Here is a 20,799-nt window from a genome sequence, read left to right as displayed (position 1 = left end):
TGGTCGGACCAAAGGCGGCATGAACCACTGCCCGGCAGGGCATTGCGCAGCAATGTCCCGAGAGGGACCAAGCTGCATGCCGTCTGCGACAGCCTGGGACGACCGATCAACCTGTTCGTCACCGCGGGACAGGTGAGCGATTACATCGGCGCGCGGGCGATGCTGAGCGGCCTGCCCAACGTCAAATGGCTGCTCGGGGATCGCGGCTACGACGCCGACTGGTTCAGAGAAGCATTGCAGGACAAGGGGATACGTGCCTGCATCCCCGGTCGGAAGCAGCGAAAAACCCCGGTCAAATACGACAAGCGCCGCTACAAGCGAAGAAACCGCATCGAAATCATGTTCGGAAGGCTCAAGGACTGGAGGCGCGTGGCGACCCGCTATGACCGATGCCCAAAGGTGTTCCTGTCAGCCGTCGCCCTCGCGGCTGTCGTCATCTACTGGTTATGAATCCTGACCCTAACCTCAAATCGAGGACATTTCAGGGGAGCAGGTCACAAGCCTTCGTTCTTTGTTCAGTTATCGTCCTTGTTTACTGGAATTTTCCATAGTGAATCTATCGACGGTCAAAACGTATTGAAGCACTGACCGGGAGCGGTCATTGGCACAGTTGCGCAGCAAGCGCGTTTTCTCCGCGTCTAAGTTGTCGGATCAGTCTCCGGCGAATGTGCGGTCCCACTTGAGGTGAAGTCCAAGCACATTAACGGTCGGTCTGGCGACATGTGCCGCTCTGCAGCAATAACTGAGCCATGTCTGCGAACCTATGCTGCTTCAGCGAAGGTCAAAATTCCAATGTTGGGAAAGGACGCATCATTATCCTTGAAACGGGGTGCAGCGAATGGCGGGGCGATCTAAATCGTAAATAAAACATTAGGTTAGAGGTGGATAAGGTTCGACGCCGGTCCCGCTCCCTCCGCCACAATCCCTGTTGCGAACACCGACAGGCGCCTATCGCGGCGCGGAAATAGTCGTGTTTTCAAAGGGCTTTGCTACTCCCATGCGAACCTCTGAGGCCGCGCGCCGGGCCTATTCCGGGCTCTGAACGGCGCTCCGTCTCTGTTCGAGCCAACCTCGCCGAAATCGGTTCGGTCGGATTTTCCCTCGTTTTTCCAATGACCTGAGTTTTAACCTCGGCAAAACTTCGCCCCTTGTGTCTATCCCCTTCGTGGGGAACAAAGCCGCAACACCAGAGAGGCGCAGTTGGTCAACTCCGCCAGCCGCTCATCGGTGGTGAGCGTCGGCGCGTCGTCGAAGCGCGACATGCTGGCGTGGTTCATGCGGAACAGAAAGAACGGGACGGCCGTGCCGAAGATCCGACCGGGATGGCCTGCCAGCGCCTGGCCGGCCTTGGTCGGGCGGAACTCGCCCTTGTAATGCCGGCCGAGCTTCATCGCGATCATCAGGTCGTGCAACACCATGAGCGGGGCGAAGTCGGGCTCGGTCAGCACCTTGTTGACGGCGAAGAGGTCCGCCTCTGAGTGGCCGGGCCAGTCGAACTCGGTCGCGGCCCAGTGCACGAATACCCGGCTAAGGACCGCTCCGGTCGCCTCGACCTGGTCGAAGAGCCCCACCTCGGCCGGCTGATGGAGAGGATCCGCGGCCGGCTGATCCCTGCGGAACGGCGGCTGACCTATTCGCCGCCGCAGCTGCCCCCACCGCCCGGTCCGACGGCGACCGACACCCATTCCTATCCCACCAACTGAAAGGACCCGAGCCATGTCCGGTCTCTGGAACGACTATCAACGATGCGCAGTCCAACACGAACCTCATCCCCAAGGGCACGCCCGCCAAGGTGCGGCAGACCATCCGCCCCGGCGGCTTCGACGACCCGTCGCAGGGCTGGACCGGGGGCTATGCCACCCGCGGCTCGACCGGGGCTGTCTACCTCAACGGCGAGTTCACGGTGACCGAGGGCCAATACGCCAGGCGCAAGATCTTCACGCTGATCGGGCTCCACAGCCCCAAGGGTCCGGATTGGGCCAACATGGGCCGCAGCCTCGTGCGCGGCATGCTGAACTCGGCGCGCGGGATCTCCGACAAGGATCAGTCCCCGCAGGCGCAGGCGGCGCGACGCATCAATGGCTTCGCCGATCTCGACGGGATCGAGTTCATCGCTCGGATCGACGTCGGCACCGACGCCATGGGCGAAGAGAAGAACGAGATCCGCGCCGCGGTGACACCTGATCATCGCGACTATGCGCAGGTCATGGGCCTGGCGGCACGGCACGGCTACCAGCCGCCCGCGCAGACAGCGCCCCAGCAGGCGCCGGTCCAGCAGCCCGCGGCTGCGCCCGTGCCGGGCCGTCCTGCCTGGGCGCAGTGAGGGCGCGCGATGCTCCTCCGTCCCCGCCAGAAACTCTTCGTGGAGCGCAGCCTCGCTGCGCTCTCGACCCGCGACAACACGCTGGGCGTTGCGCCCACAGGCGCGGGCAAGACGATCATGCTCTCGGCCGTCACCGGCAGGATGACCGGGGAAGGCGCCAAGGCTTGCGTGCTCGCGCATCGTGACGAGCTGACCAGCCAGAACCGGGCGAAGTTCGCCCGGGTCAATCCCGACATGGAGACCTCTGTCGTCGATGCCACGACCAAGTCCTGGAACGGACAGGTCACCTTCGCCATGGCGCCGACGCTGGCGCGGGCCGCCAATCTCGCGGCCATGCCGAAGCTTGATCTGCTCGTGATCGACGAGGCGCACCACGCCGTCGCCGAGAGCTACCGCCGCATCATCGACCGGGTGCGCGACGCAAACCCTGATGCCTGCGTCTTCGGCGTCACGGCGACGCCGAACCGGGGCGACAGGAAGGGCCTGCGCGAGGTCTTCGACAACGTCGCCGACCAGGTCCGGCTGGGCGAGTTGATCGCGTCCGGTCACCTCGTGCCGCCGCGGACCTTCGTGATCGATGTCGGCGTGCAGGACCAGCTGCGCGCCGTCCGCAAGACCGCCGACGATTACGACGTGGGCGCGGTCGCGGCGATCATGAACCGCGCGCCCATCACCGAGGAAGTGATCCGGCACTGGGAGGAAAAGGCGGGCGACCGCCAGACCGTCGTGTTCTGCTCGACCGTCGCGCACGCGGTCGACGTCGCGACCGCCTTCAATGAGGCCGGAAACCCGGCTGCCGTCGTCCTTGGCGACATGGGCTCCACTGAGCGGAAGATGGTGCTCGAAGCCTATGCGTCCGGCGAGGTGCAGGTCATCGTCAATGTCGCGGTTCTGACCGAAGGGTGGGACCACCCGCCCACCTCCTGCGTCGTGATGCTGCGACCGAGCTCCTACAAATCGACTATGATCCAGATGGTCGGGCGCGGCCTGCGCACGGTCGATCCGGCCGAGCATCCCGGTGTGGTGAAAACCGACTGCATCGTGCTGGATTTCGGGATCTCGAGCCTGACCCACGGCACGCTGGAGCAGGACGTCGATCTCGACGGCCGCGATCCGACGCCCGGAGAAGCCCCGACGAAGACATGCCCGGAGTGCGAGGCGGAGATCCCGCTCGCGTCACGCCAGTGCCCGATCTGCGGCTACGAGTTCCCTCGTGGGTCCGTGACGGCGCCGATCGAGAACGTCGTCCTGTCCGAAATCGACCTGCTGAAACGGTCGAGTTTTGTATGGGAGGATCTCTTCGGTGACGACGCCGCGCTGATGGCCAGCGGCTTCAACGCCTGGGGCGGCGTGTTCTTCCTCGAGGGCCGCTGGCATGCCGTGGGCGGCGCCAAGGGTCTGCCGCCCGTTGCTGTAAAACATCGTGTCAGCGACTGCAAAGAAACGCGTCAGGCTACAACAGCCGGGCTACAGACGCGGCATGGGAGCGGGTGGGAAAGGATGGGGTGTGGGATCAGATGGGAAACGCTCGGCCGAATGGCGCTGATCCGAATCACGGACCCGCGAGCGGGGGTGAATGCCTGTGGATAAATCTCTAGATCTGTGGATAACGCTGGTGAGGCCATGCGTGTTCGTTGCTTGTTCTTGACGCTTGAGCATGAGCGACCATAGTCCTCATGGTTCGTCGAAGATTTTTTGGGAATTCACGGGAAAAAAAATTCCTCGGATTTGTGTGGATATCTAGCGTCCAGATGGATGCGTTGCACCAGATAGGCGAGGGTTTGGCCCGAATTCGCCACTTTGTAGTCAATTTCCCAACTCCGGAAGGGGCGCTGTCCCGGTCGGGTTCGATAGAAAGCTATTGATTACCATGAATTCCCATGTCAAACCTGAGTCACACGATGAGACGGGCAGACGGGACAGCAAACGATCCCACACCAACTCATAAAAACAACAAGAGCAGGTTTCATACGGGCGCCCGCTTCATCGTGACAAAAAGGATCCGGCGCGCGGGCGAGCAGACATCCCCCCAGGTGGCGCGCGCAGTCGGAGACACCCGCAGTGCGGGTCAGCGGCGGGTTGATCAATGGCAGCAGATCAACCCGCCGTTTTTACGTTTAAATTTTGGGGTTTGGAGGCCGTGGGACAGTGAGCCGCAGGCTGAGGTTCAGAGGTGAAAGCCGTCACAAGGTGGACGGCAAGGGGCGGGTGTCTATCCCGGCCTCGTTTCGCCGTGTCCTCGAGGCGGGTGATCCGGACTGGACCGAGGGGCTCAACCCAAACTTCGTGATCGTTTATGGCGATCACCGCCGCAAGTATCTTGAATGCTACACCATCGAGGAAATGGAGGCGGTCGAGGACCGTATCGCGTCGATGAAGCGCGGTGATCCCAAGCGGCGCATCCTGGAACGCTTGTTTTCGACCCAAGCACTGACGACCTCCGTCGATGAAACCGGCCGCATCGTGCTGCCGGCGAAGCTGCGTCAGAAAATAGGCATCGAAGGTGAGGCCTATTTCGCCTCGAACGTCGACACCTTCCAGATCTGGGAACCCTCGGTCTACGAGGCGGAGGAGTTGGCCAAGGCGGAGGAGTTCCTCGACGATTTGCCGGACGACTTCGACCCGATGCAATTGCTGGATGAGGAGGGGGTCTGAATGGCGGCTGCCGGGCGCACCTCAGGGGAAGCCCCGCATATCCCCGTCCTGCTGGAGCCTCTTCTACGTGAAGTTGCGCCTGTAAGCGGCGTGTGGATAGACGGAACGTTCGGTAACGGCGGTTACGCCCGCGGGCTGGTCGAGGCTGGCGCGGAGCGTGTCATTGGCATCGACCGCGATCCGTTGGCGCATGAGATGGCAGCGGAGTGGCTGGGCGATTGGCCAGCGATTACGCTTGTACGGGAAAACTTCTCGAATATGGACAAGGTGGCCCAGGGCGTCGATGGCGTCGTTCTGGATCTCGGCGTTTCCTCCATGCAGCTGGACCTTGCTGAGCGGGGGTTCTCCTTCATGAAGGACGGTCCGTTGGACATGCGTATGGGGCAGGAGGGGCCGACGGCCGCCGATCTGGTAAATACCCTGTCCGAAGAGGCTTTGGCGGACGTTCTTTACGTTTACGGTGAGGAGCGGCAGTCGCGTCGGTTGGCAAAAGCCATCGTTATGGACCGCCCATTCACCCGCACCCTGCCGCTGGCCCAGATGATCGAACGGGTCCTGGGCCGGACGAAGCCCGGCGTGGCGCATGCCGCGACGCGGACATTCCAGGCGCTCAGGATTGCGGTGAACGGCGAATACGAGGCGCTCTGGCTGGGCCTGATGGCGGCGGAGCGCGCGCTGAAACCCGGCGGCAAACTGGCGGTGGTGACTTTTCATTCGGTCGAGGATCGGATGGTCAAGCGCTTCTTTCAATTGCACGGTGAAAAGAAGAAACATGTCAACCGCTACGCGACCGAAGTTGAAGCCGCCGAAGCGCCCTTCGAGGTGCTGACCCGCAAGGCAGTTGGCCCCGACCCGGAGGAGTTGGCCCGCAACCCGCGTGCCCGCTCGGCAAAGCTGCGCGTCGCGCGGCGCACGGAAATCCCGGCGATGGAGGTTTCGGCAGACGAGATCGCCATGCCCAGCCTGAAAGGACGGTAGATGCGAACCTTGCTGTTCATTCTCTCGGCTCTTGCGGTGGTCAGCTCCGGCTATTGGGCCTATCGCGAGAATTATCGCACGCAGGATGAGCTGGACCGTGCGGACGGCCTAAGGGCAGAGATCGCCGGAGCGCGCGAACGCCTGTCGATCCTCCGGGCAGAGTGGGCCTATCTGAACCGCCCGGACCGTTTGCGTGACCTCGCGGAACTGAATTTTGACAAGCTGGGGTTGATCCCCCTGCGCCCCGACCAGTTCGGCAACATCGACCAGATCGCCTATCCCAGGGCTGAAATGCTCGATATCACCGACAGTATCGAAGTCACCAGCCGGGGAGCCACCCTGCCATGACCCGTATTCCGCTGCGCCCGCTGGCGCGCATCCTCGATGCACGCAAGAAGGGTGAAGACCCGGACGCGATCGAGAAGGAGAACCGCCGTTTGCGGCATGAGGAGATGCGCGACCGCGCGCGGCTCCGGGCGGAGGGGCGGTTGCTGGTGCTGGCCATGATGTTCTTCTGTGCCTACGCGGTGATCGGGGCGCGCATGGGGATGCTGTCGGCCTCCGAACCCGAAGAGCCTCGGGCGCAGGCCACGGGCGCGTCGATCATGGCGAGCCGGGCGGATATCGTCGACCGCCACGGTCGGGTGCTTGCCACCAACATGTCGACGCATTCGTTGTACGCGCATCCGCAGCAGATGATCGAACCGGGACGCGCGGCAGAACGGCTGGCGGAAATCTTCCCCGATCTCGACGCCGCCGACATGAAGCGGCGTTTCACGGACCCCAGGCGCAAGTTTCTGTGGATAAAGAAGAAACTCAGCCCGGAACAGATGCAGGCCGTGCATGACATCGGAGAGCCCGGGCTGTTGTTCGGGCCGCGCGAGATGCGGCTTTATCCCAACGGGCCGGTGTTGTCCCATGTGCTTGGCGGGTCGTCATTTGGCGCCGAGGGCGTTCATTCGGCAGAGGTCATCGGCACAGCGGGGATCGAACGCTTCTTCGACAAGGATCTGCGCGACCCGGCCCGCGAAGGTACGCCGCTGGCGCTCTCCATCGACCTCACTGTGCAGGCGGCGGCGGAGGAAGTGCTGTACTCCGGCATGAAGCTGATGAACGCAAAGGGTGCGGCTGCCGTGTTGATGGACGTGCACACCGGCGAGGTGATCTCCATCGTGTCGCTGCCCGATTTCGACCCCAACGACCGCCCCGCTGCGCCAACAAAAGGCAGCCCGTCCGACAGTCCGCTGTTCAATCGGGCCGTGCAGGGCGTCTATGAACTGGGTTCCACCTTCAAGATTTTTGCCGCGTCCCAGGCGCTGCAGCTTGGACTGATGACGCCGCAGACCGTCATCGACACTTCGCCTCCCTTCAAGGTGGGTGGTCACCGCATCGGCGAATTCGAGAACCACAACTATGGCGCGATTTCTGTGGAGGAGGTGATCATCAAGTCATCGAACCGGGGCACGGGCAAGATCGCGCTGGCCATCGGGGCGGAGCGGCAGAAGGATTTCCTCAAGTCGCTGGGCCTGTTCGATCCGACGCCGCTGGAAATCACCGAGGCCTCTGGCGGGCGTCCGCTGATCCCGGAGCGCTGGACTGACCTCTCGACGGTGACGATTTCCTACGGTCATGGCATTTCGACTACGCCGCTGCACCTGGCCACCGCTTATTCTGCCATCGCGAACGGCGGGCATACGGTGAAGCCGACGCTTCTGAAGCAATCGGGGAGCCAGTATCGGGACGTTGTTCTGAGCGAGCAGGTCACCCGCGACGCGTTGAACATGCTGCGTCAGGTGGTGAGCAGCGACGACGGGACGGCCTCCTTCGGGGAGGTCCCGGGCTACAAGGTCGGCGGCAAGACCGGCACGGCGGACAAGCCCAAGGAAAAGGGTGGCGGGTATTACAAGGACAAGGTCATCGCGACCTTCGCGGCAGTCTTTCCAACCGATGACCCAAAGTACGCGCTGGTGGTGACGCTGGACGAACCGGTTGAGACCTCTGGCACGAAACCGCGCCGCACGGCGGGCTGGACGGCTGTGCCCGTTGCGGCCGAGATGATCCGCCGCGTCGCGCCGCTTCTGGGCTTGCGTCCGGTCTACGATACGGGGCAATTGGACGTGACAATGAGCGCCTCGGACTGAGCCCCGCGCGGGCCGCCGATGCCGGGGCGCGCGAACGACAGGACCCGATAGCGCGGGCCTGACAGACAGGGCCCGCACGGCGCGGCCCGGAGGGCTGAACGGAAATGACTGCCACACGCAAGAGCCTGAAGGACCTGGGCCTGACCGCCCGGGGCGGCCGCGACATGATGGTGTCGGGACTCGCGGTGGATAGCCGTGAGGTGCGCGACGGATACCTGTTCGCTGCGCTGCCCGGCGAGCGCATCCACGGTGCGGAGTTCGTCGAATACGCCATTCGGCAAGGCGCAGTGGCGGTGCTGACCGACGCCGTGGGTGCAAAGCGCGCGGCCGACGTCATCGACAGATCGGACGTGGCGCTGGTGGTGGCGGAGGAACCGCGTCAGGCGCTGGCCTACACGGCAGCGATCTGGTTCGGCATCCAGCCCGAAACGGTGGTGGCCGTCACCGGCACCAATGGCAAGACGAGCGTTTCCACCTTCTGCCGCCAGATATGGCAGGAACTGGGCTTGCGGGCGATCAACCTTGGCACAACCGGAGTCGAAGGCGACTGGACCGCGCCGCTGCGCCACACCACGCCGGAACCGGTCACTCTGCACCGGATGCTGGCGGGTGCCGCCGTGGAGGGGGTGACACACGCCGCGATGGAGGCGTCCTCGCACGGGTTGGCGCAGCGCCGGCTGGACGGGGTTCAACTGACGGCGGCGGGCTTTACCAACTTCAGCCAGGACCATCTGGATTATCACCATTCCTTCGAAGATTATTTCGCCGCCAAGGCCGGGCTGTTCGCCCGTGTCCTGCCGGAGGATGGCGTCGCGGTGATCAACGTGGACGACGCACGCGGCGTGGACATGGTGGCCATCGCCATGGCGCGTGGGCAGGAGGTGCTGACCGTGGGCCGCGACGGGGCGGACCTCTGCCTGCAGGCGCAGCGCTTCGATGCCACCGGGCAGGAGATCCGGCTGTCCTTCGACGGCGAGGTGCGGCAGGAACGGCTGGCACTGATCGGCGGCTTTCAGGCGGAGAACGTTCTGCTGGCGGCGGGACTTGCGATAGCCTGTGGAGCCGACCCCGACGATGTCTTTGACGTCCTGCCGATGCTGAGCACGGTGCGCGGCCGGATGGAGTTGGCGGCGACGCGCGGCAACGGCGCGGCAGTTTTCGTCGATTACGCACACACGCCCGACGCGGTAAAGACGGCGATCCGCGCCCTGCGGCCGCACGTCATGGGCCGGCTGGTGGCGGTGATCGGCGCCGGTGGCGACCGCGACATGGGCAAGCGCCCGCTGATGGGCGCGGCTGCGGCGGAATTCGCCGACCTCGTGATCGTGACCGACGACAACCCGCGTTCGGAGGACCCGGCCAGCATCCGTGCCATGGTCATGGAGGGCGCGCCCGATGCCATCGAGGTTGCCGACCGGGCCGAGGCGATCCTGCGCGGCGTCGACGCCTTGGGGCCGGGCGATGCTTTGCTGATCTGCGGCAAGGGCCACGAGACGGGACAGACCGTGGGCGACACGGTCTATCCCTTCGACGATGTCGAACAGGCAAGCGTTGCCGTGGCGGCGCTGGACGGGAAGGGGCTTTGATGACTGCGGCGATGCTCTGGCGGGCAAGCGAGGCGGCGGCGGCCACAGGGGGCGCAGTGGCATCTGACTGGGTAGCGTCGGGCGTGTCGATCGACACGCGGTCGCTGGAACCCGGCGACCTCTTCGTTGCTTTGACCGCCGCGCGGGACGGGCACGATTTTGTCGTACAAGCGTTGGCGCAGGGTGCTGCGGCGGCGCTGGTATCACACATTCCGCAGGGTGTGCATAACCCCGAAAAGCTGTTGATCGTCGATGACGTGCAGCGCGGGCTTGAAGCTTTGGGCCAGGCGGGGCGCACCCGGTTCCGGGGGCGCGTAGTGGCGGTGACGGGCTCCGTCGGCAAGACCTCGACAAAGGAAATGTTGCGCACGGTTCTGGGCGCTCAGGGCACGGTCCATGCAGCAGAGAAGTCCTACAACAATCACTGGGGCGTGCCGCTGACGCTGGCGAGGATGCCGCGGGACGCGGACTTCGCCGTGATCGAGATCGGCATGAACCACCCCGGCGAGATCGCGCCGCTGGCCCGGATGGCGCGGCCGCACGTGGCTATGGTGACCATCGTGGCGCCGGCGCATCTCGCCGCCTTCGAAAGCCTCGAAGGCATCGCGCGCGAGAAGGCGAGCATCTTCGAAGGGCTCGAGCCGGGCGGCGTGGCGATCTACAACGGCGACCTCGCGGTGAGCGACATCCTGCGCGAGACGGCGTGCAGACATGCCGCGCGGCTGCGGTCCTTTGGCGAGGCCGTGGGCAACCATCATCGGGTGACCGACGTGCGTGTGCAAGACAATTGCACCGTGGTACAGGGGCGGGCCTGGCGGACGCCCCTCGTCTACAAGGTCATGGTGCCGGGGCGGCATTTCGCGGTGAACGGTATGGGCGTGCTGGCCGTGGTCTCGGCGCTGAAGCTCGACCGGGCGCTGGCACTGACGGCGCTCGGGCAATGGCAGGCGGGTGCCGGGCGGGGCCTGCGCGAGCGCATCCAGCTCGACAGGGTCGACGAGAGGCTGTCGCTGGAACTCATTGATGACGCGTACAATTCCAACCCGGCCTCGCTGGGGGCGGCACTCGAGGTGCTGGCCGCAGCGCAGACCCGCGATGGGCTGGGACGGCACGAAAAGGGGCGCCGTATCGCCTATCTCGGCGACATGAAAGAGCTGGGGCAGGGCGAGGTCGAGATGCACGAAGCCTTGGCCGACACCCGCTTCATGGCGCGCATCGACATCGTGCATTGCGTCGGGCCCTTGATGCGCCATTTGTGGCAGAAACTGCCGCTTGAGAAGCGCGGGCACTGGACGGAGACCTCCGACAAGATGGCAGAACGGGTGGCGCACGATCTCGATGCGGGCGACGTGGTGCTGGCCAAGGGGTCGCTGTCGATGGGGCTGGGGCGCGTGGTTGACGCCATTCGGAAAATGCGCCAAGCCCCCGCAGACGTGGACGGGTAAGAGGATAACACCATGCTCTACTGGCTGACCGAGCTGAGCGACGGCGGGGATTTCTTCAACCTTTTCAGGTACATCACATTCCGTGCCGGGGGTGCTTTCCTGACCGCGCTGGTGTTCGGATTCCTCTTTGGTCCGGGCCTGATCGACGTCCTGCGTCGCAAGCAGGGCAAGGGGCAGCCGATCCGCAGCGACGGGCCGGAGGGGCATTTCGTCAAGGCGGGAACGCCGACCATGGGCGGGCTGCTGATCATCGGCGCTCTGGTCACGGCGACGCTGCTCTGGGCGCGGCTCGACAACCCCTTTGTCTGGATGGTGCTCTTCGTCACCATGGCCTTTGCCGCCATCGGCTTTGCCGACGATTACGCGAAGGTATCGAAGCAGAACACCGCGGGCGTACCCGGCAAGGTGCGGCTGGCGCTGGGCTTTGCCATCGCGGGGATCGCCGGCTACTGGGCCGCGCAGTACCACCCGCCGGAGCTGAGCTACCAACTGGCCCTGCCGATCTTCAAGAACACGCTCATCAACCTTTCGGTCCTGTTCATTCCCTTTGCGATGTTCGTCATCGTCGGCGCCGCCAATGCGGTGAACCTGACGGACGGGCTGGACGGGCTGGCAATCATGCCGGTAATGATCGCGACCTCGACGCTGGGGGTGATCGCCTACGCCGTGGGGCGCGTCGACTTCACCGAGTACCTCGACGTGCACTACGTGCCCGGCACCGGGGAAATCCTGATTTTCGCGGCAGGCGTGGCGGGCGGGGGCCTGGGTTTCCTGTGGTACAACGCGCCGCCGGCGGCGGTCTTCATGGGCGACACTGGGTCGCTCGCGCTCGGCGGCGCGCTGGGAGCCATCGCGGTCGCCACCAAGCACGAGATCGTGCTGGGCATCGTCGGCGGCCTCTTCGTGGTGGAGGCGCTGTCGGTCATCATCCAGGTGCTCTACTTCAAGCGGACGGGCAAGCGCGTCTTCCTCATGGCGCCAATCCACCACCACTACGAGAAGAAGGGCTGGGCGGAGCCGACCATCGTCATCCGCTTCTGGATCATCTCACTGATCCTCGCGATCATAGGGCTGGCGACGCTGAAGGTGCGCTGAGGCCTCAGAGCTTCGGGTGTACAGTGGATTTCGGCCCGCGATCAGACGATTGCGGGTCGCTTTTGATGAAGGGGGACAGGGCATGATTGCGGTTCAGGGGGTCGACGGCACCGTGGTTGCGGTGCTTGGACTTGGTCGTTCCGGCCTCGCTGCGGCGCGGGCGCTGCGCGAGGGCGGGGCGAAGGTGGTTGTCTGGGACGACACGCCCGCCGCGCGGGACCGGGCCGAGGCAGAGGGTTTCGAGGTGCGGGCGCTGACCCGCGACGGCAGCTTCGACGACGTGGCCTGTCTGGTTACTTCGCCGGGAATCCCGCATCTCTATCCCGCGCCGAACCCGGTCATTGCCCATGCCTTGCAGGCCGGTGTTCCCGTGGACAACGACATCGGCCTTTTCTTCCGTTCGGTCGGCGCGGAGTATGACAGCTTCGACACGCCGCCGAAGGTCGTCGCGGTCACCGGCTCGAATGGCAAGTCCACCACCTCCGCGCTGATCCACCACGTGCTGACGCAGGCGGGGCGCCAATGCCAGCTCGCCGGCAATATCGGGCGGGGAGTTCTGGACATCGACCCGCCGGGCGACGGCGGCGTGGTGGTGCTCGAGCTGTCCTCCTACCAGACAGAACTGTCCCGCGCGCTGACCCCGGACGTGGCGGTGTTCACCAACCTGTCGCCCGATCACCTTGACCGGCACGCCGGCATGGGGGGCTACTTCGCGGCGAAGCGGCGCCTTTTCGCCGAAGGCGGCCCCGATCGTTGCGTGATCGGCGTCGACGAGGTGGAGGGACGGTTCCTCGCCAACCAGCTCTCCGAGGGGCGCGGCGACGACCGGGTGATCCGGATCGCCACGGCAAAGCTGACCGGGCCGGGCTGGTACGTCTTCGCTCGCAAGGGCTTTCTCGCGGAATGGCGCAAGGGGCGGCAGGTGGCTTCCGTCGATCTGCGCGAGATCCCCGGCCTGCCCGGTGCGCACAACCACCAGAACGCCTGTGCCGCCTGGGCGGCCTGCCGATCTCTGGGCCTCGGCCCGCGCGAGATCGAGGCCGGTCTGCGCAGCTTCGCGGGGCTGCCGCATCGCTCGCAGCGTATCGCTGAGGCGGGCGGCGTGGTGTACGTCAATGACTCGAAGGCGACCAATGTGGATTCAGCACTGAAGGCGCTCCTGGCCTTCGACCGCATCCGGTGGGTCTGCGGCGGCCTGATGAAGGACGGGGGGCTCGACGGCCTTGCGCCGGGGCTGTCCCATGTGGCGAAGGCCTACGTGATCGGGCGCGAGGCAGAAACCTTCGCTCTGGGGCTGCCAGGGGCCGAGGCCGAAATCTGCACCACGATGGCGGAGGCTGTGCGTCGCGCGATGGCCGATGCGCAGCCGGGCGAGGTCGTGCTGCTGGCCCCCGCGGCAGCGAGCTTTGACCAATACGACAATTTCGAGAAGAGAGGCGAGGATTTCATTGCCTGCGTGCAAGCCGTGCTGGGGCAGGTGGGCTGACCCGCCCGGCCCTAGGCTGTTTCGCGCGCCGCGCGGATGGCGCGCCCTACCGCAACGGCTGAGGCCCAGGCCCACTGGAAATTGTAACCGCCAAGCCAGCCTGTGACGTCTACCGCCTCTCCTAACGCGTATAGGCCCGGGAGGTGCTTTGACATCAGCGTCTTGCTGTCTAAGCCGTCGGTGGAGATACCACCCAGCGTGACCTCGGCGGTTCGGTAGCCCTCCGTCCCGGTGGGTTTGACCCGCCAGCCATGCAGTACCTCCGCCAGGGCGGTGACACGTTCGTTCGTGAGGTCAGCGAGGGTGCCGGTCAGTTCATGGGCCTGCGCGAGATGCGCCACCAGCTTCGCCGGTAGCAGCGCGCCCAGTTCCGTGGTCAGCGCCCGCCGTCCGTTTGTCTGTCGGGCGGCTTTCAGGTGCCCGTCGATGTCCACGCCGGGCGCGAGATCCGCGATGACATCCTCGCCCTCGCGCCAATAACTTGACAGTTGCAGCACAGCCGGGCCCGAGAGCCCGCGATGCGTGAACAGCAGCGCCTCGGCAAAGCGCGCGCGATTGTTCGACAGAACGGCAGGCACGGACACCCCGGCAAGGTCCGTGAACCGCCCCTTGTCAAAGGTAAAGGGAACCAGCGCGGGGCGCGTTTCGATGATTTCGTGTCCGAACTGGCGTGCGAGGTCGTAGGCCAGCCCCGTGGCGCCCATCTTGGGGATAGACTTTCCCCCGGTCGCCAGAACAAGGGAATCTGCCACCACCTTCCGCCGCGTACCCTGCTGGTCCAGCGTGACGTGGAACCGCCCCTCGGCGTGCCGCACCTCCGCGATGGAGGTTTGCAGCCACAGATCGGCTCCGGCGGCCCGCAACTCTGACAGCAGCATGTCGATGATCTGCGTGGCCTTGCCATCGCAGAACAGCTGCCCCAGCGTCTTCTCGTGCCAGGCGATGCCGTGGCGCGAGACCAACTCGATGAAGTCCCACTGCGTGTAGCGCGCCAGCGCGGACTTGCAGAAATGCGGGTTTTCGGAAAGGTAGTTCTCCGGCCCCACGTCCAGATTGGTGAAATTGCATCGCCCGCCGCCGGATATGCGGATTTTCTCGCCCGGTGCGCGGGCGTGATCCACCAGCAGCACGCCCGGCCCGGCCTGCGCCGCCGCCATCAACCCTGCCGCACCGGCGCCTAGGATCAGCGTGTTTACCCGTGTGACCCTATCCGACATGATGTGCCACGCTCCGTGCTTCTTTGGTTCAGAAATACCGCGGGGGTGCGGGGGCAGCGCCCCCGCGCGGATCGCCGCGCGCCAGCGCGGTGAAGCCGCTTTTATCTGGCCTGTGGCAGCAATTTGCTCTATCCTCAACCCCAGACCCGGAAAACCGGGCGATACAGAGGCAGTCGAGCGGTGCTCTCATGACAGAAATGGTCTATGGCGCGGTCCCGGTGGCGGGCGGCGAACCCGTGCTCCCGAAGTGGTGGCGCACGGTCGACAAGTGGAGCCTCGGGTGCATCCTGACGCTTTTCGCGGTGGGGATCCTGCTGGGACTGGCGGCCTCGGTGCCGCTTGCGGAACGCAACGGGCTCGCCCCCTTTCACTACGTCCAGAGACAGGCGTTCTTTGGCGGGATGGCCCTCGTGGCGATGCTGATGACCTCCATGATGCCGCCGGTACAGGTGCGCAGGCTGGCGGTAATCGGCTTCCTCGCCGCGTTTGTGGCGCTTGCCTTCCTGCCCTTCCTCGGCACCGATTTCGGCAAGGGCGCAACAAGGTGGTACTCTCTGGGGTTCGCCTCCTTTCAGCCGTCGGAATTCCTCAAGCCCGTGTTCATCATCGTCTCCGCATGGCTGATGGCGGCGGGGCAGGAACTGGGCGGCCCGCCGGGGCGGCTTTATTCTTTTGTCATCATGGTGATCATCGTGCTGATGCTCGCGATGCAGCCGGACTTCGGGCAGGCGTCGCTGATCCTGTTCAGCTGGGGTGTGATGTGGTTCGTGGGCGGCGCGCCTATGGTGCTGCTGGCCGGCCTCGCGGGGCTCGTCGTCATGGGCGGAACCTTTGCCTACAACGCCTCTGACCACTTCGCGCGCCGTATCGACGGCTTCCTCAACCCGGAGGTCGATCCAACGACGCAGATGGGCTACGCCACGAATGCCATCATCGAAGGCGGCTTCTTTGGTGTCGGCGTCGGCGAGGGTACTGTGAAATGGTCGCTGCCCGACGCGCACACCGATTTCATCATCGCCGTCGCGGCGGAGGAATACGGCCTCGTCATGGTGCTGGCGATCCTCGCGCTCTACGCCACCATCGTTGTGCGCAGTTTTATCCGGCTGATGCGCGAACGCGATCCGTTCATCCGGTATGGCGGCACGGGGCTGGCAGCGATCTTCGGCGTGCAGGCGATGATCAACATGGGCGTGGCCGTGCGCCTGCTGCCCGCAAAGGGCATGACGCTGCCCTTTGTCAGCTACGGTGGCTCTTCTCTGATCGCGGGCGGCATCGCCGTGGGCATGTTGCTGGCACTGACCCGGACCCGCCCGCAGGGCGAGATAGGCGACATCTTGCGCGGTGGTCGACGCTGAGACCACGCTTCCGCGCTTCTCCCTTGCGTGCGGTGGACGGGCCGGTGGGACTGGTATAATGCCGCTCAGACGCGGTGAGGGAGTGACTGGATGGCGGAGCGAAAGCCCCTGTTGGTGATGGCGGCTGGTGGCACCGGGGGGCACATGTTCCCCGCGCAGGCGCTGGCCGAGGTCATGTTGGCACGGGGCTGGCGGGTGAAGCTGTCCACCGACGCGCGCGGCGCGCGCTACACCGGCGCCTTCCCAGAGGGCGTGGAGATCGAAGAGGTCGCCTCGTCGACCTTCGCGCGGGGTGGACCGCTGGCCAGGCTCGGCGTGCCGTTCAAGGTCACCGGCGGCGTGTTGGCGATGCTTTCGCGCATGATGCGCGACAGGCCGACGGTGGTGGTCGGCTTTGGCGGCTACCCCAGCATCCCGGCGCTGGCGGCGGCGACCGTGCTGAAACTGCCGCGTATGATACACGAACAGAACGGCGTGCTGGGGCGGGTCAACGAACTCTTTGCCAAGCGGGTCGATGCGGTGGCTTGCGGCACATGGCCAACGACCCTGCCTGAAGGCGTCGAAGGCATCCACACCGGGAATCCTGTGCGCGCCGCCGTGATGGAGCGTGCAGGCGCGGGCTACATTGCGCCGGGGCCTTACCCGATGTCGCTGCTGGTGATCGGAGGCAGTCAGGGTGCGCGCATCCTGTCGGATATCGTGCCCCCGGCGGTTGCGGCCCTGCCGCTCGACATGGTTTCGAACCTGCGCGTCAGCCATCAGGCGCGCGATGAGGACGGTGAACGGGTCGATACGTATTACGCGGAGAACGGCGTGCAGGCGGACGTGAAGCCGTTCTTTGACGATCTGCCCGCGCGGATGAGCGAAGCGCAGCTGGTGATCTCGCGCTCGGGTGCGTCTTCGGTGGCGGATATCAGTGTGATCGGCCGACCCTCGATCCTCGTGCCGCTGAAGATCGCCACGGGCGACCACCAGACTGTAAATGCGCAGGCGCTGGTGGATGCGGGGGCTGCCATCCGCATCCCCGAAACGCAACTGACAATCGAAAGCCTGCGGGATTCGATCGAAGCGATCCTGTTGAACGAACAGGGCGCGATCCGGATGCACCGGGCGGCGCTTTCGGTGGCAAAGCCCGAGGCGGCGGAACACCTGGCCTGGCTGGTCGAACGGCTGGCAGGGCATGACACAGAAGAAGAGGCGGGACATGAAGGATCTGGAGAGTGAGCGAGGTGCACCCATGAACGGCGCCACGAAACTGCCCGGCGACGTGGGGGCGATCCATTTCGTCGGCATCGGCGGCATCGGCATGTCCGGCATTGCCGAAGTGCTGCTGAACCATGGCTATACGGTGCAGGGCTCTGATCTGAAGGCGTCAAAGATCACGGACCGGCTGGTGTCCATGGGGGCAAAGGTCTTTGAAGGCCAGCGGGCGGAGAACCTCGACGGCGCTGATGTGGTGGTGATTTCCTCGGCGATCAAACCCGGCAACCCGGAACTGGACGAGGCACGCCGCCGTGGCCTGCCTGTGGTCCGCCGCGCGGAAATGCTGGCAGAGCTGATGCGGCTGAAGTCCAACATCGCCATCGCGGGCACGCATGGCAAGACGACCACGACGACCATGGTGGCGACGCTGCTGGACGCGGGCAGGTTCGACCCGACCGTGGTCAACGGCGGCATCATCCACGCCTACGGATCCAACGCGCGGATGGGGCAGGGCGAATGGATGGTGGTGGAGGCTGATGAAAGCGACGGTACCTTCAACCGCCTGCCCGCGACCATTGCCATCGTCACCAACATCGACCCCGAGCACATGGAGCACTGGGGGTCCATCGAGAACCTGCGGGACGGGTTCTACCAGTTCGTGTCCAACATCCCCTTTTACGGGCTGGCGGTCTGTTGCACCGATCACCCGGAGGTGCAGGCGCTGGTGGGCCGTGTCACCGACCGGCGTGTGGTGACCTACGGCTTCAACGCGCAGGCGGATGTGCGCGCGGTGGGCCTCCGCTTTGAAAAGGGCGTGGCGCATTTCGACGTGCACTTTCAGGTCAGCGGCGAAGTGCTTGAGGACATGATCCTGCCGATGCCCGGAGACCACAACGTTTCCAATGCCTTGTCCGCGATTGCCGTCGCCCGGCACCTTGGTATGACAGGCGAGGAGATCCGCACCGCTCTGGCGGCCTTTGGTGGCGTGAACCGGCGTTTCACCAAGGTGGGTGAAGTGAAGGGCGTTACCATCATCGACGACTACGGGCACCACCCGGTGGAGATCGCCGCAGTGCTGAAGGCCGCGCGACAGGCCTGCGAAGGGCGCGTGATCGCGGTCCATCAGCCGCATCGCTACAGCCGCCTGTCGCATCACTTCGACGCCTTCTGCACTTGCTTCAACGAAGCGGATGTGGTCGCGATCGCAGAGGTTTACGCGGCAGGCGAGCAGCCCATTCCGGGGGCATCGCGCGACGATCTGGTCGCCGGGCTGGTGCGTCATGGCCACCGCCATGCCCGCGCACTGCGAAGCGAGGACGACCTCGAACGGCTGGTGCGCGAGCAGGCGCAGCCGGGCGACATGGTGGTCTGTCTTGGCGCGGGCACGATCTCGGCCTGGGCGAACGCCCTGCCGGAGCGGCTTGCGAAGTAAGCCCCGCGACAGCTCACAGAGTATTGGACGGGGCTCCGGCAAGGGGCCCCTTTCCATTTCATGACACAGGAATGGACACCGGGTTTCCAGGGTTGATTCGCGCGTGGCATGGTGGCAGACTGCCCGCGCCTGCGGGGGCAGTTGGAGGAGGAGCCATGACGCTCTCTTTGATCCTTGCCTGTGCGTGGGGTGTGGCCGCGAACCTGGCGGCAATTATTCCCTCGTCGGACAATCACTGGACACGCGCTTATGTTCTGATTGCGCTGGGAATCCCGCTTGTGGGTTTTGTCACGATGCAGAACGGCCCGTGGATCGGGCTGGCGGTACTTGTCGCGGGCATGAGCCTCTTGCGCTGGCCGGTAATCTTTCTTGCGCGATGGGGCAGGCGCGCGATTTCGGCCACCATACGCGGTTAACCCGTTGGCTTTCGGTAGTGTTCAGGTGGCTTTCCGGAGCAGTTTTCCGGACCGTGGTGCGCTGTCTGGAGGGCGCGCGGGGAAAATGGCGGCGCTCTGGCCGGAACGGCGAAATCCAAGCTATGGATTTTTGGAATGTCGGCACGAAGCCATTGGTACAGCCGCTGTTCAGCGGGTCGAACCGGCCGGCTGTGGACCTTTCGCGTTGGGTGGCGCGCCGCCTTTCCGAAGATTTCGATTAATGCCAGATCCGATGCAGCGGAGACCTGCGTGACCGGGGACCGGGCGACCTTGCGGATTGCGTGGTTCCGGGGCGCGCGGTAGCAGGGGGCAAAGGAGAACGCGCATGACCAAGACGCTGACAAATGATCGGATGCCCGCCGACCGGATGCCCGAAGTGCGTGGCAAGCTGACGGCGGGCCGTTCGCTGGCGGAATTGACCTGGCTCCGGGTCGGGGGCGCTGCGGACTGGTTCTTTCAACCTGCAGACATTCAGGATCTGGGCGCCTTTCTGGCTGCGCTGCCGGAGACGATCGCCGTCTTTCCCATGGGCGTAGGGTCGAACCTGATCGTGCGCGACGGCGGCCTGCGCGCGGTGGTGATCCGCCTTGGGCGCGGTTTCAACGGGATCACGGTGGAGGGTTCGCGGGTGCGCTGCGGGGCGGCGGCGCTGGATGCGCATGTGGCCAAGCGCGCGGCGGAGCATGGCTGCGACCTGACCTTTCTACGCACCATCCCCGGCAGCATCGGCGGCGCGGTGCGGATGAACGCGGGCTGCTACGGCACTTATGTGGCGGACGTTCTGGCAGAGGCCACGGTTGTCCTGCGAAGCGGCGAGGTCGTCACGCTGGGGGTTGAGGATCTGCGTTTTGGCTATCGGTCCTCCGCACTGCCGGAGGGGGCGGTGCTGGTGGAGGCGGTCTTTGACACGCCGAGGGGCGCGCCGGATGCGCTTGAATCGCGGATGGCCGAGCAATTGGCCAAGCGCGACGCCACCCAGCCGGTAAAGCAGCGCACCGCCGGAAGCACGTTCCGCAACCCGCTGGGGCGGTCGTCGACCGGGGCGGCGGACGATACGCACGAATTGAAGGCCTGGAAGGTAATCGACGACGCCGGGATGCGCGGCGCGCGGCGTGGCGGCGCGGTCATGAGCGAGATGCATTCGAATTTCCTAGTGAACGAGGGCGGCGCCACGGCGGCCGACCTCGAAGGGTTGGGCGAAGATGTTCGTGCGGCTGTGAAGGCGCATTCCGGAATCGACCTGACATGGGAAGTTATCCGGGTCGGTGATCCCGAAGCCGGCCTTTGACGCGCGGTTTGCGCGGTTTCGCGCGCGATCAGTGGTGGTGGCGATTTCTGCAATGTATGAATTGCGGCGTTTCATGCAGGATGTGGATGGCTTCCGGGTTGGGCGTTAACGAAAAAGGGTTTTCCACTGGCCCGGATTGCGGCTAGACTAGGCTGCGG

General features: G+C 65.0%; 18 protein-coding genes. 16 read left to right on the top strand and 2 right to left on the bottom strand.

Annotated features, from left to right (window positions below; translation table 11 throughout):
• On the top strand, positions 1-450 hold a 450-nt coding region (locus tag J5474_RS17455), incomplete at its 5' end, for an IS5 family transposase (protein WP_245216541.1).
• 704 nt (positions 451-1,154) lie between these two features.
• Here J5474_RS17455 and J5474_RS17450 read toward each other — a convergent pair.
• On the bottom strand, positions 1,155-1,571 hold the full coding sequence (locus J5474_RS17450; RefSeq protein WP_245216540.1) for a hypothetical protein: 417 nt from the start codon (positions 1,569-1,571) through the stop codon (positions 1,155-1,157).
• Between the two features lie 221 nt (positions 1,572-1,792).
• Between J5474_RS17450 and J5474_RS17445 the strand changes: the two genes are divergently transcribed.
• The 10 genes from J5474_RS17445 to murD all read left to right on the top strand — a co-directional run bounded on the left by J5474_RS17445 (position 1,793) and on the right by murD (position 13,709).
• On the top strand, positions 1,793-2,323 hold the full coding sequence (locus J5474_RS17445) for a hypothetical protein (RefSeq protein WP_342454060.1): 531 nt from the start codon (positions 1,793-1,795) through the stop codon (positions 2,321-2,323).
• A 9-nt stretch (positions 2,324-2,332) separates the two neighbouring features.
• Complete coding sequence (locus J5474_RS17440; RefSeq protein WP_245216539.1) at positions 2,333-3,913, top strand: DEAD/DEAH box helicase; 1,581 nt, start codon at positions 2,333-2,335, stop codon at positions 3,911-3,913.
• A 558-nt stretch (positions 3,914-4,471) separates the two neighbouring features.
• Positions 4,472-4,978 (top strand): division/cell wall cluster transcriptional repressor MraZ, encoded by a 507-nt coding sequence (mraZ, locus tag J5474_RS17435; RefSeq protein WP_209362417.1) that lies wholly within the window; start codon positions 4,472-4,474, stop codon positions 4,976-4,978.
• Positions 4,979-5,956: a 16S rRNA (cytosine(1402)-N(4))-methyltransferase RsmH gene (gene rsmH / locus J5474_RS17430; RefSeq protein WP_209362415.1), complete on the top strand. Its 978-nt coding sequence runs from the start codon at positions 4,979-4,981 to the stop codon at positions 5,954-5,956.
• Positions 5,957-6,304, top strand: coding sequence for a cell division protein FtsL (gene ftsL, locus J5474_RS17425; RefSeq protein WP_209362413.1), 348 nt, complete (start codon positions 5,957-5,959; stop codon positions 6,302-6,304). It begins immediately after the preceding gene.
• Positions 6,301-8,097 carry a peptidoglycan D,D-transpeptidase FtsI family protein gene (locus tag J5474_RS17420; protein ID WP_209362410.1) on the top strand — a complete coding sequence of 599 codons (1,797 nt, stop codon included), beginning with the start codon at positions 6,301-6,303 and terminating at the stop codon, positions 8,095-8,097. The genes ftsL and J5474_RS17420 overlap by 4 nt, the downstream gene beginning before the upstream one ends.
• 104 nt (positions 8,098-8,201) lie before the next feature.
• Entirely contained in the window at positions 8,202-9,683 is a 1,482-nt protein-coding gene (locus J5474_RS17415) for a UDP-N-acetylmuramoyl-L-alanyl-D-glutamate--2,6-diaminopimelate ligase (protein ID WP_209362408.1), read from the top strand.
• Positions 9,683-11,128, top strand: coding sequence for a UDP-N-acetylmuramoyl-tripeptide--D-alanyl-D-alanine ligase (locus tag J5474_RS17410; protein WP_245216537.1), 1,446 nt, complete (start codon positions 9,683-9,685; stop codon positions 11,126-11,128). The genes J5474_RS17415 and J5474_RS17410 overlap by 1 nt, the downstream gene beginning before the upstream one ends.
• Before the next feature lie 12 nt (positions 11,129-11,140).
• Entirely contained in the window at positions 11,141-12,223 is a 1,083-nt protein-coding gene (mraY, locus tag J5474_RS17405; protein ID WP_209362406.1) for a phospho-N-acetylmuramoyl-pentapeptide-transferase, read from the top strand.
• A gap of 82 nt (positions 12,224-12,305) precedes the next feature.
• Positions 12,306-13,709 (top strand): UDP-N-acetylmuramoyl-L-alanine--D-glutamate ligase, encoded by a 1,404-nt coding sequence (murD, locus tag J5474_RS17400; RefSeq protein WP_209362404.1) that lies wholly within the window; start codon positions 12,306-12,308, stop codon positions 13,707-13,709.
• 11 nt (positions 13,710-13,720) lie between these two features.
• Here murD and J5474_RS17395 read toward each other — a convergent pair whose 3' ends face one another.
• Positions 13,721-14,926 (bottom strand): BaiN/RdsA family NAD(P)/FAD-dependent oxidoreductase, encoded by a 1,206-nt coding sequence (locus J5474_RS17395; RefSeq protein WP_209362402.1) that lies wholly within the window; start codon positions 14,924-14,926, stop codon positions 13,721-13,723.
• Between the two features lie 188 nt (positions 14,927-15,114).
• Here J5474_RS17395 and ftsW point away from each other — a divergent pair, with 188 nt between their 5' ends.
• From ftsW to murB, 5 genes are all read left to right on the top strand, one after another.
• Entirely contained in the window at positions 15,115-16,281 is a 1,167-nt protein-coding gene (gene ftsW, locus J5474_RS17390) for a putative lipid II flippase FtsW (RefSeq protein WP_209362400.1), read from the top strand.
• Between the two features lie 90 nt (positions 16,282-16,371).
• Positions 16,372-17,505 (top strand): UDP-N-acetylglucosamine--N-acetylmuramyl-(pentapeptide) pyrophosphoryl-undecaprenol N-acetylglucosamine transferase, encoded by a 1,134-nt coding sequence (locus tag J5474_RS17385; protein ID WP_209362397.1) that lies wholly within the window; start codon positions 16,372-16,374, stop codon positions 17,503-17,505.
• A gap of 13 nt (positions 17,506-17,518) precedes the next feature.
• The gene (gene murC / locus J5474_RS17380) at positions 17,519-18,916 is read left to right on the top strand and encodes a UDP-N-acetylmuramate--L-alanine ligase (protein ID WP_209362447.1); all 1,398 of its coding nucleotides are present in this window, start codon (positions 17,519-17,521) and stop codon (positions 18,914-18,916) included.
• Between the two features lie 155 nt (positions 18,917-19,071).
• Positions 19,072-19,332 carry a DUF2484 family protein gene (locus J5474_RS17375; RefSeq protein WP_209362395.1) on the top strand — a complete coding sequence of 87 codons (261 nt, stop codon included), beginning with the start codon at positions 19,072-19,074 and terminating at the stop codon, positions 19,330-19,332.
• Positions 19,333-19,678: 346 nt separating this feature from the next.
• Positions 19,679-20,641, top strand: coding sequence for a UDP-N-acetylmuramate dehydrogenase (gene murB / locus J5474_RS17370; protein WP_245216536.1), 963 nt, complete (start codon positions 19,679-19,681; stop codon positions 20,639-20,641).
• Positions 20,642-20,799: the final 158 nt, after the last annotated feature.

It is taken from the genome of Sagittula salina, from assembly GCF_017813235.1.
Lineage (GTDB): Bacteria > Pseudomonadota > Alphaproteobacteria > Rhodobacterales > Rhodobacteraceae > Sagittula > Sagittula salina.
This window is presented reverse-complemented; position numbering and strand designations above follow the sequence as displayed.

Excerpts from the sequence above, each read along its gene's own strand:
- ftsW (WP_209362400.1), top strand. The coding sequence starts at position 15,115 with ATGACAGAAATGGTCTATGGCGCGGTCCCGGTGGCGGGCGGCGAACCC.
- J5474_RS17395 (WP_209362402.1), bottom strand. The coding sequence starts at position 14,926 with ATGTCGGATAGGGTCACACGGGTAAACACGCTGATCCTAGGCGCCGGT.
- murC (WP_209362447.1), top strand. The coding sequence starts at position 17,519 with ATGAACGGCGCCACGAAACTGCCCGGCGACGTGGGGGCGATCCATTTC.
- J5474_RS17440 (WP_245216539.1), top strand. The coding sequence starts at position 2,333 with ATGCTCCTCCGTCCCCGCCAGAAACTCTTCGTGGAGCGCAGCCTCGCT.
- J5474_RS17415 (WP_209362408.1), top strand. The coding sequence starts at position 8,202 with ATGACTGCCACACGCAAGAGCCTGAAGGACCTGGGCCTGACCGCCCGG.
- J5474_RS17420 (WP_209362410.1), top strand. The coding sequence starts at position 6,301 with ATGACCCGTATTCCGCTGCGCCCGCTGGCGCGCATCCTCGATGCACGC.
- J5474_RS17410 (WP_245216537.1), top strand. The coding sequence starts at position 9,683 with ATGACTGCGGCGATGCTCTGGCGGGCAAGCGAGGCGGCGGCGGCCACA.
- mraY (WP_209362406.1), top strand. The coding sequence starts at position 11,141 with ATGCTCTACTGGCTGACCGAGCTGAGCGACGGCGGGGATTTCTTCAAC.
- ftsL (WP_209362413.1), top strand. The coding sequence starts at position 5,957 with ATGCGAACCTTGCTGTTCATTCTCTCGGCTCTTGCGGTGGTCAGCTCC.
- J5474_RS17385 (WP_209362397.1), top strand. The coding sequence starts at position 16,372 with ATGGCGGAGCGAAAGCCCCTGTTGGTGATGGCGGCTGGTGGCACCGGG.
- J5474_RS17375 (WP_209362395.1), top strand. The coding sequence starts at position 19,072 with ATGACGCTCTCTTTGATCCTTGCCTGTGCGTGGGGTGTGGCCGCGAAC.
- murB (WP_245216536.1), top strand. The coding sequence starts at position 19,679 with ATGACCAAGACGCTGACAAATGATCGGATGCCCGCCGACCGGATGCCC.
- murD (WP_209362404.1), top strand. The coding sequence starts at position 12,306 with ATGATTGCGGTTCAGGGGGTCGACGGCACCGTGGTTGCGGTGCTTGGA.
- rsmH (WP_209362415.1), top strand. The coding sequence starts at position 4,979 with ATGGCGGCTGCCGGGCGCACCTCAGGGGAAGCCCCGCATATCCCCGTC.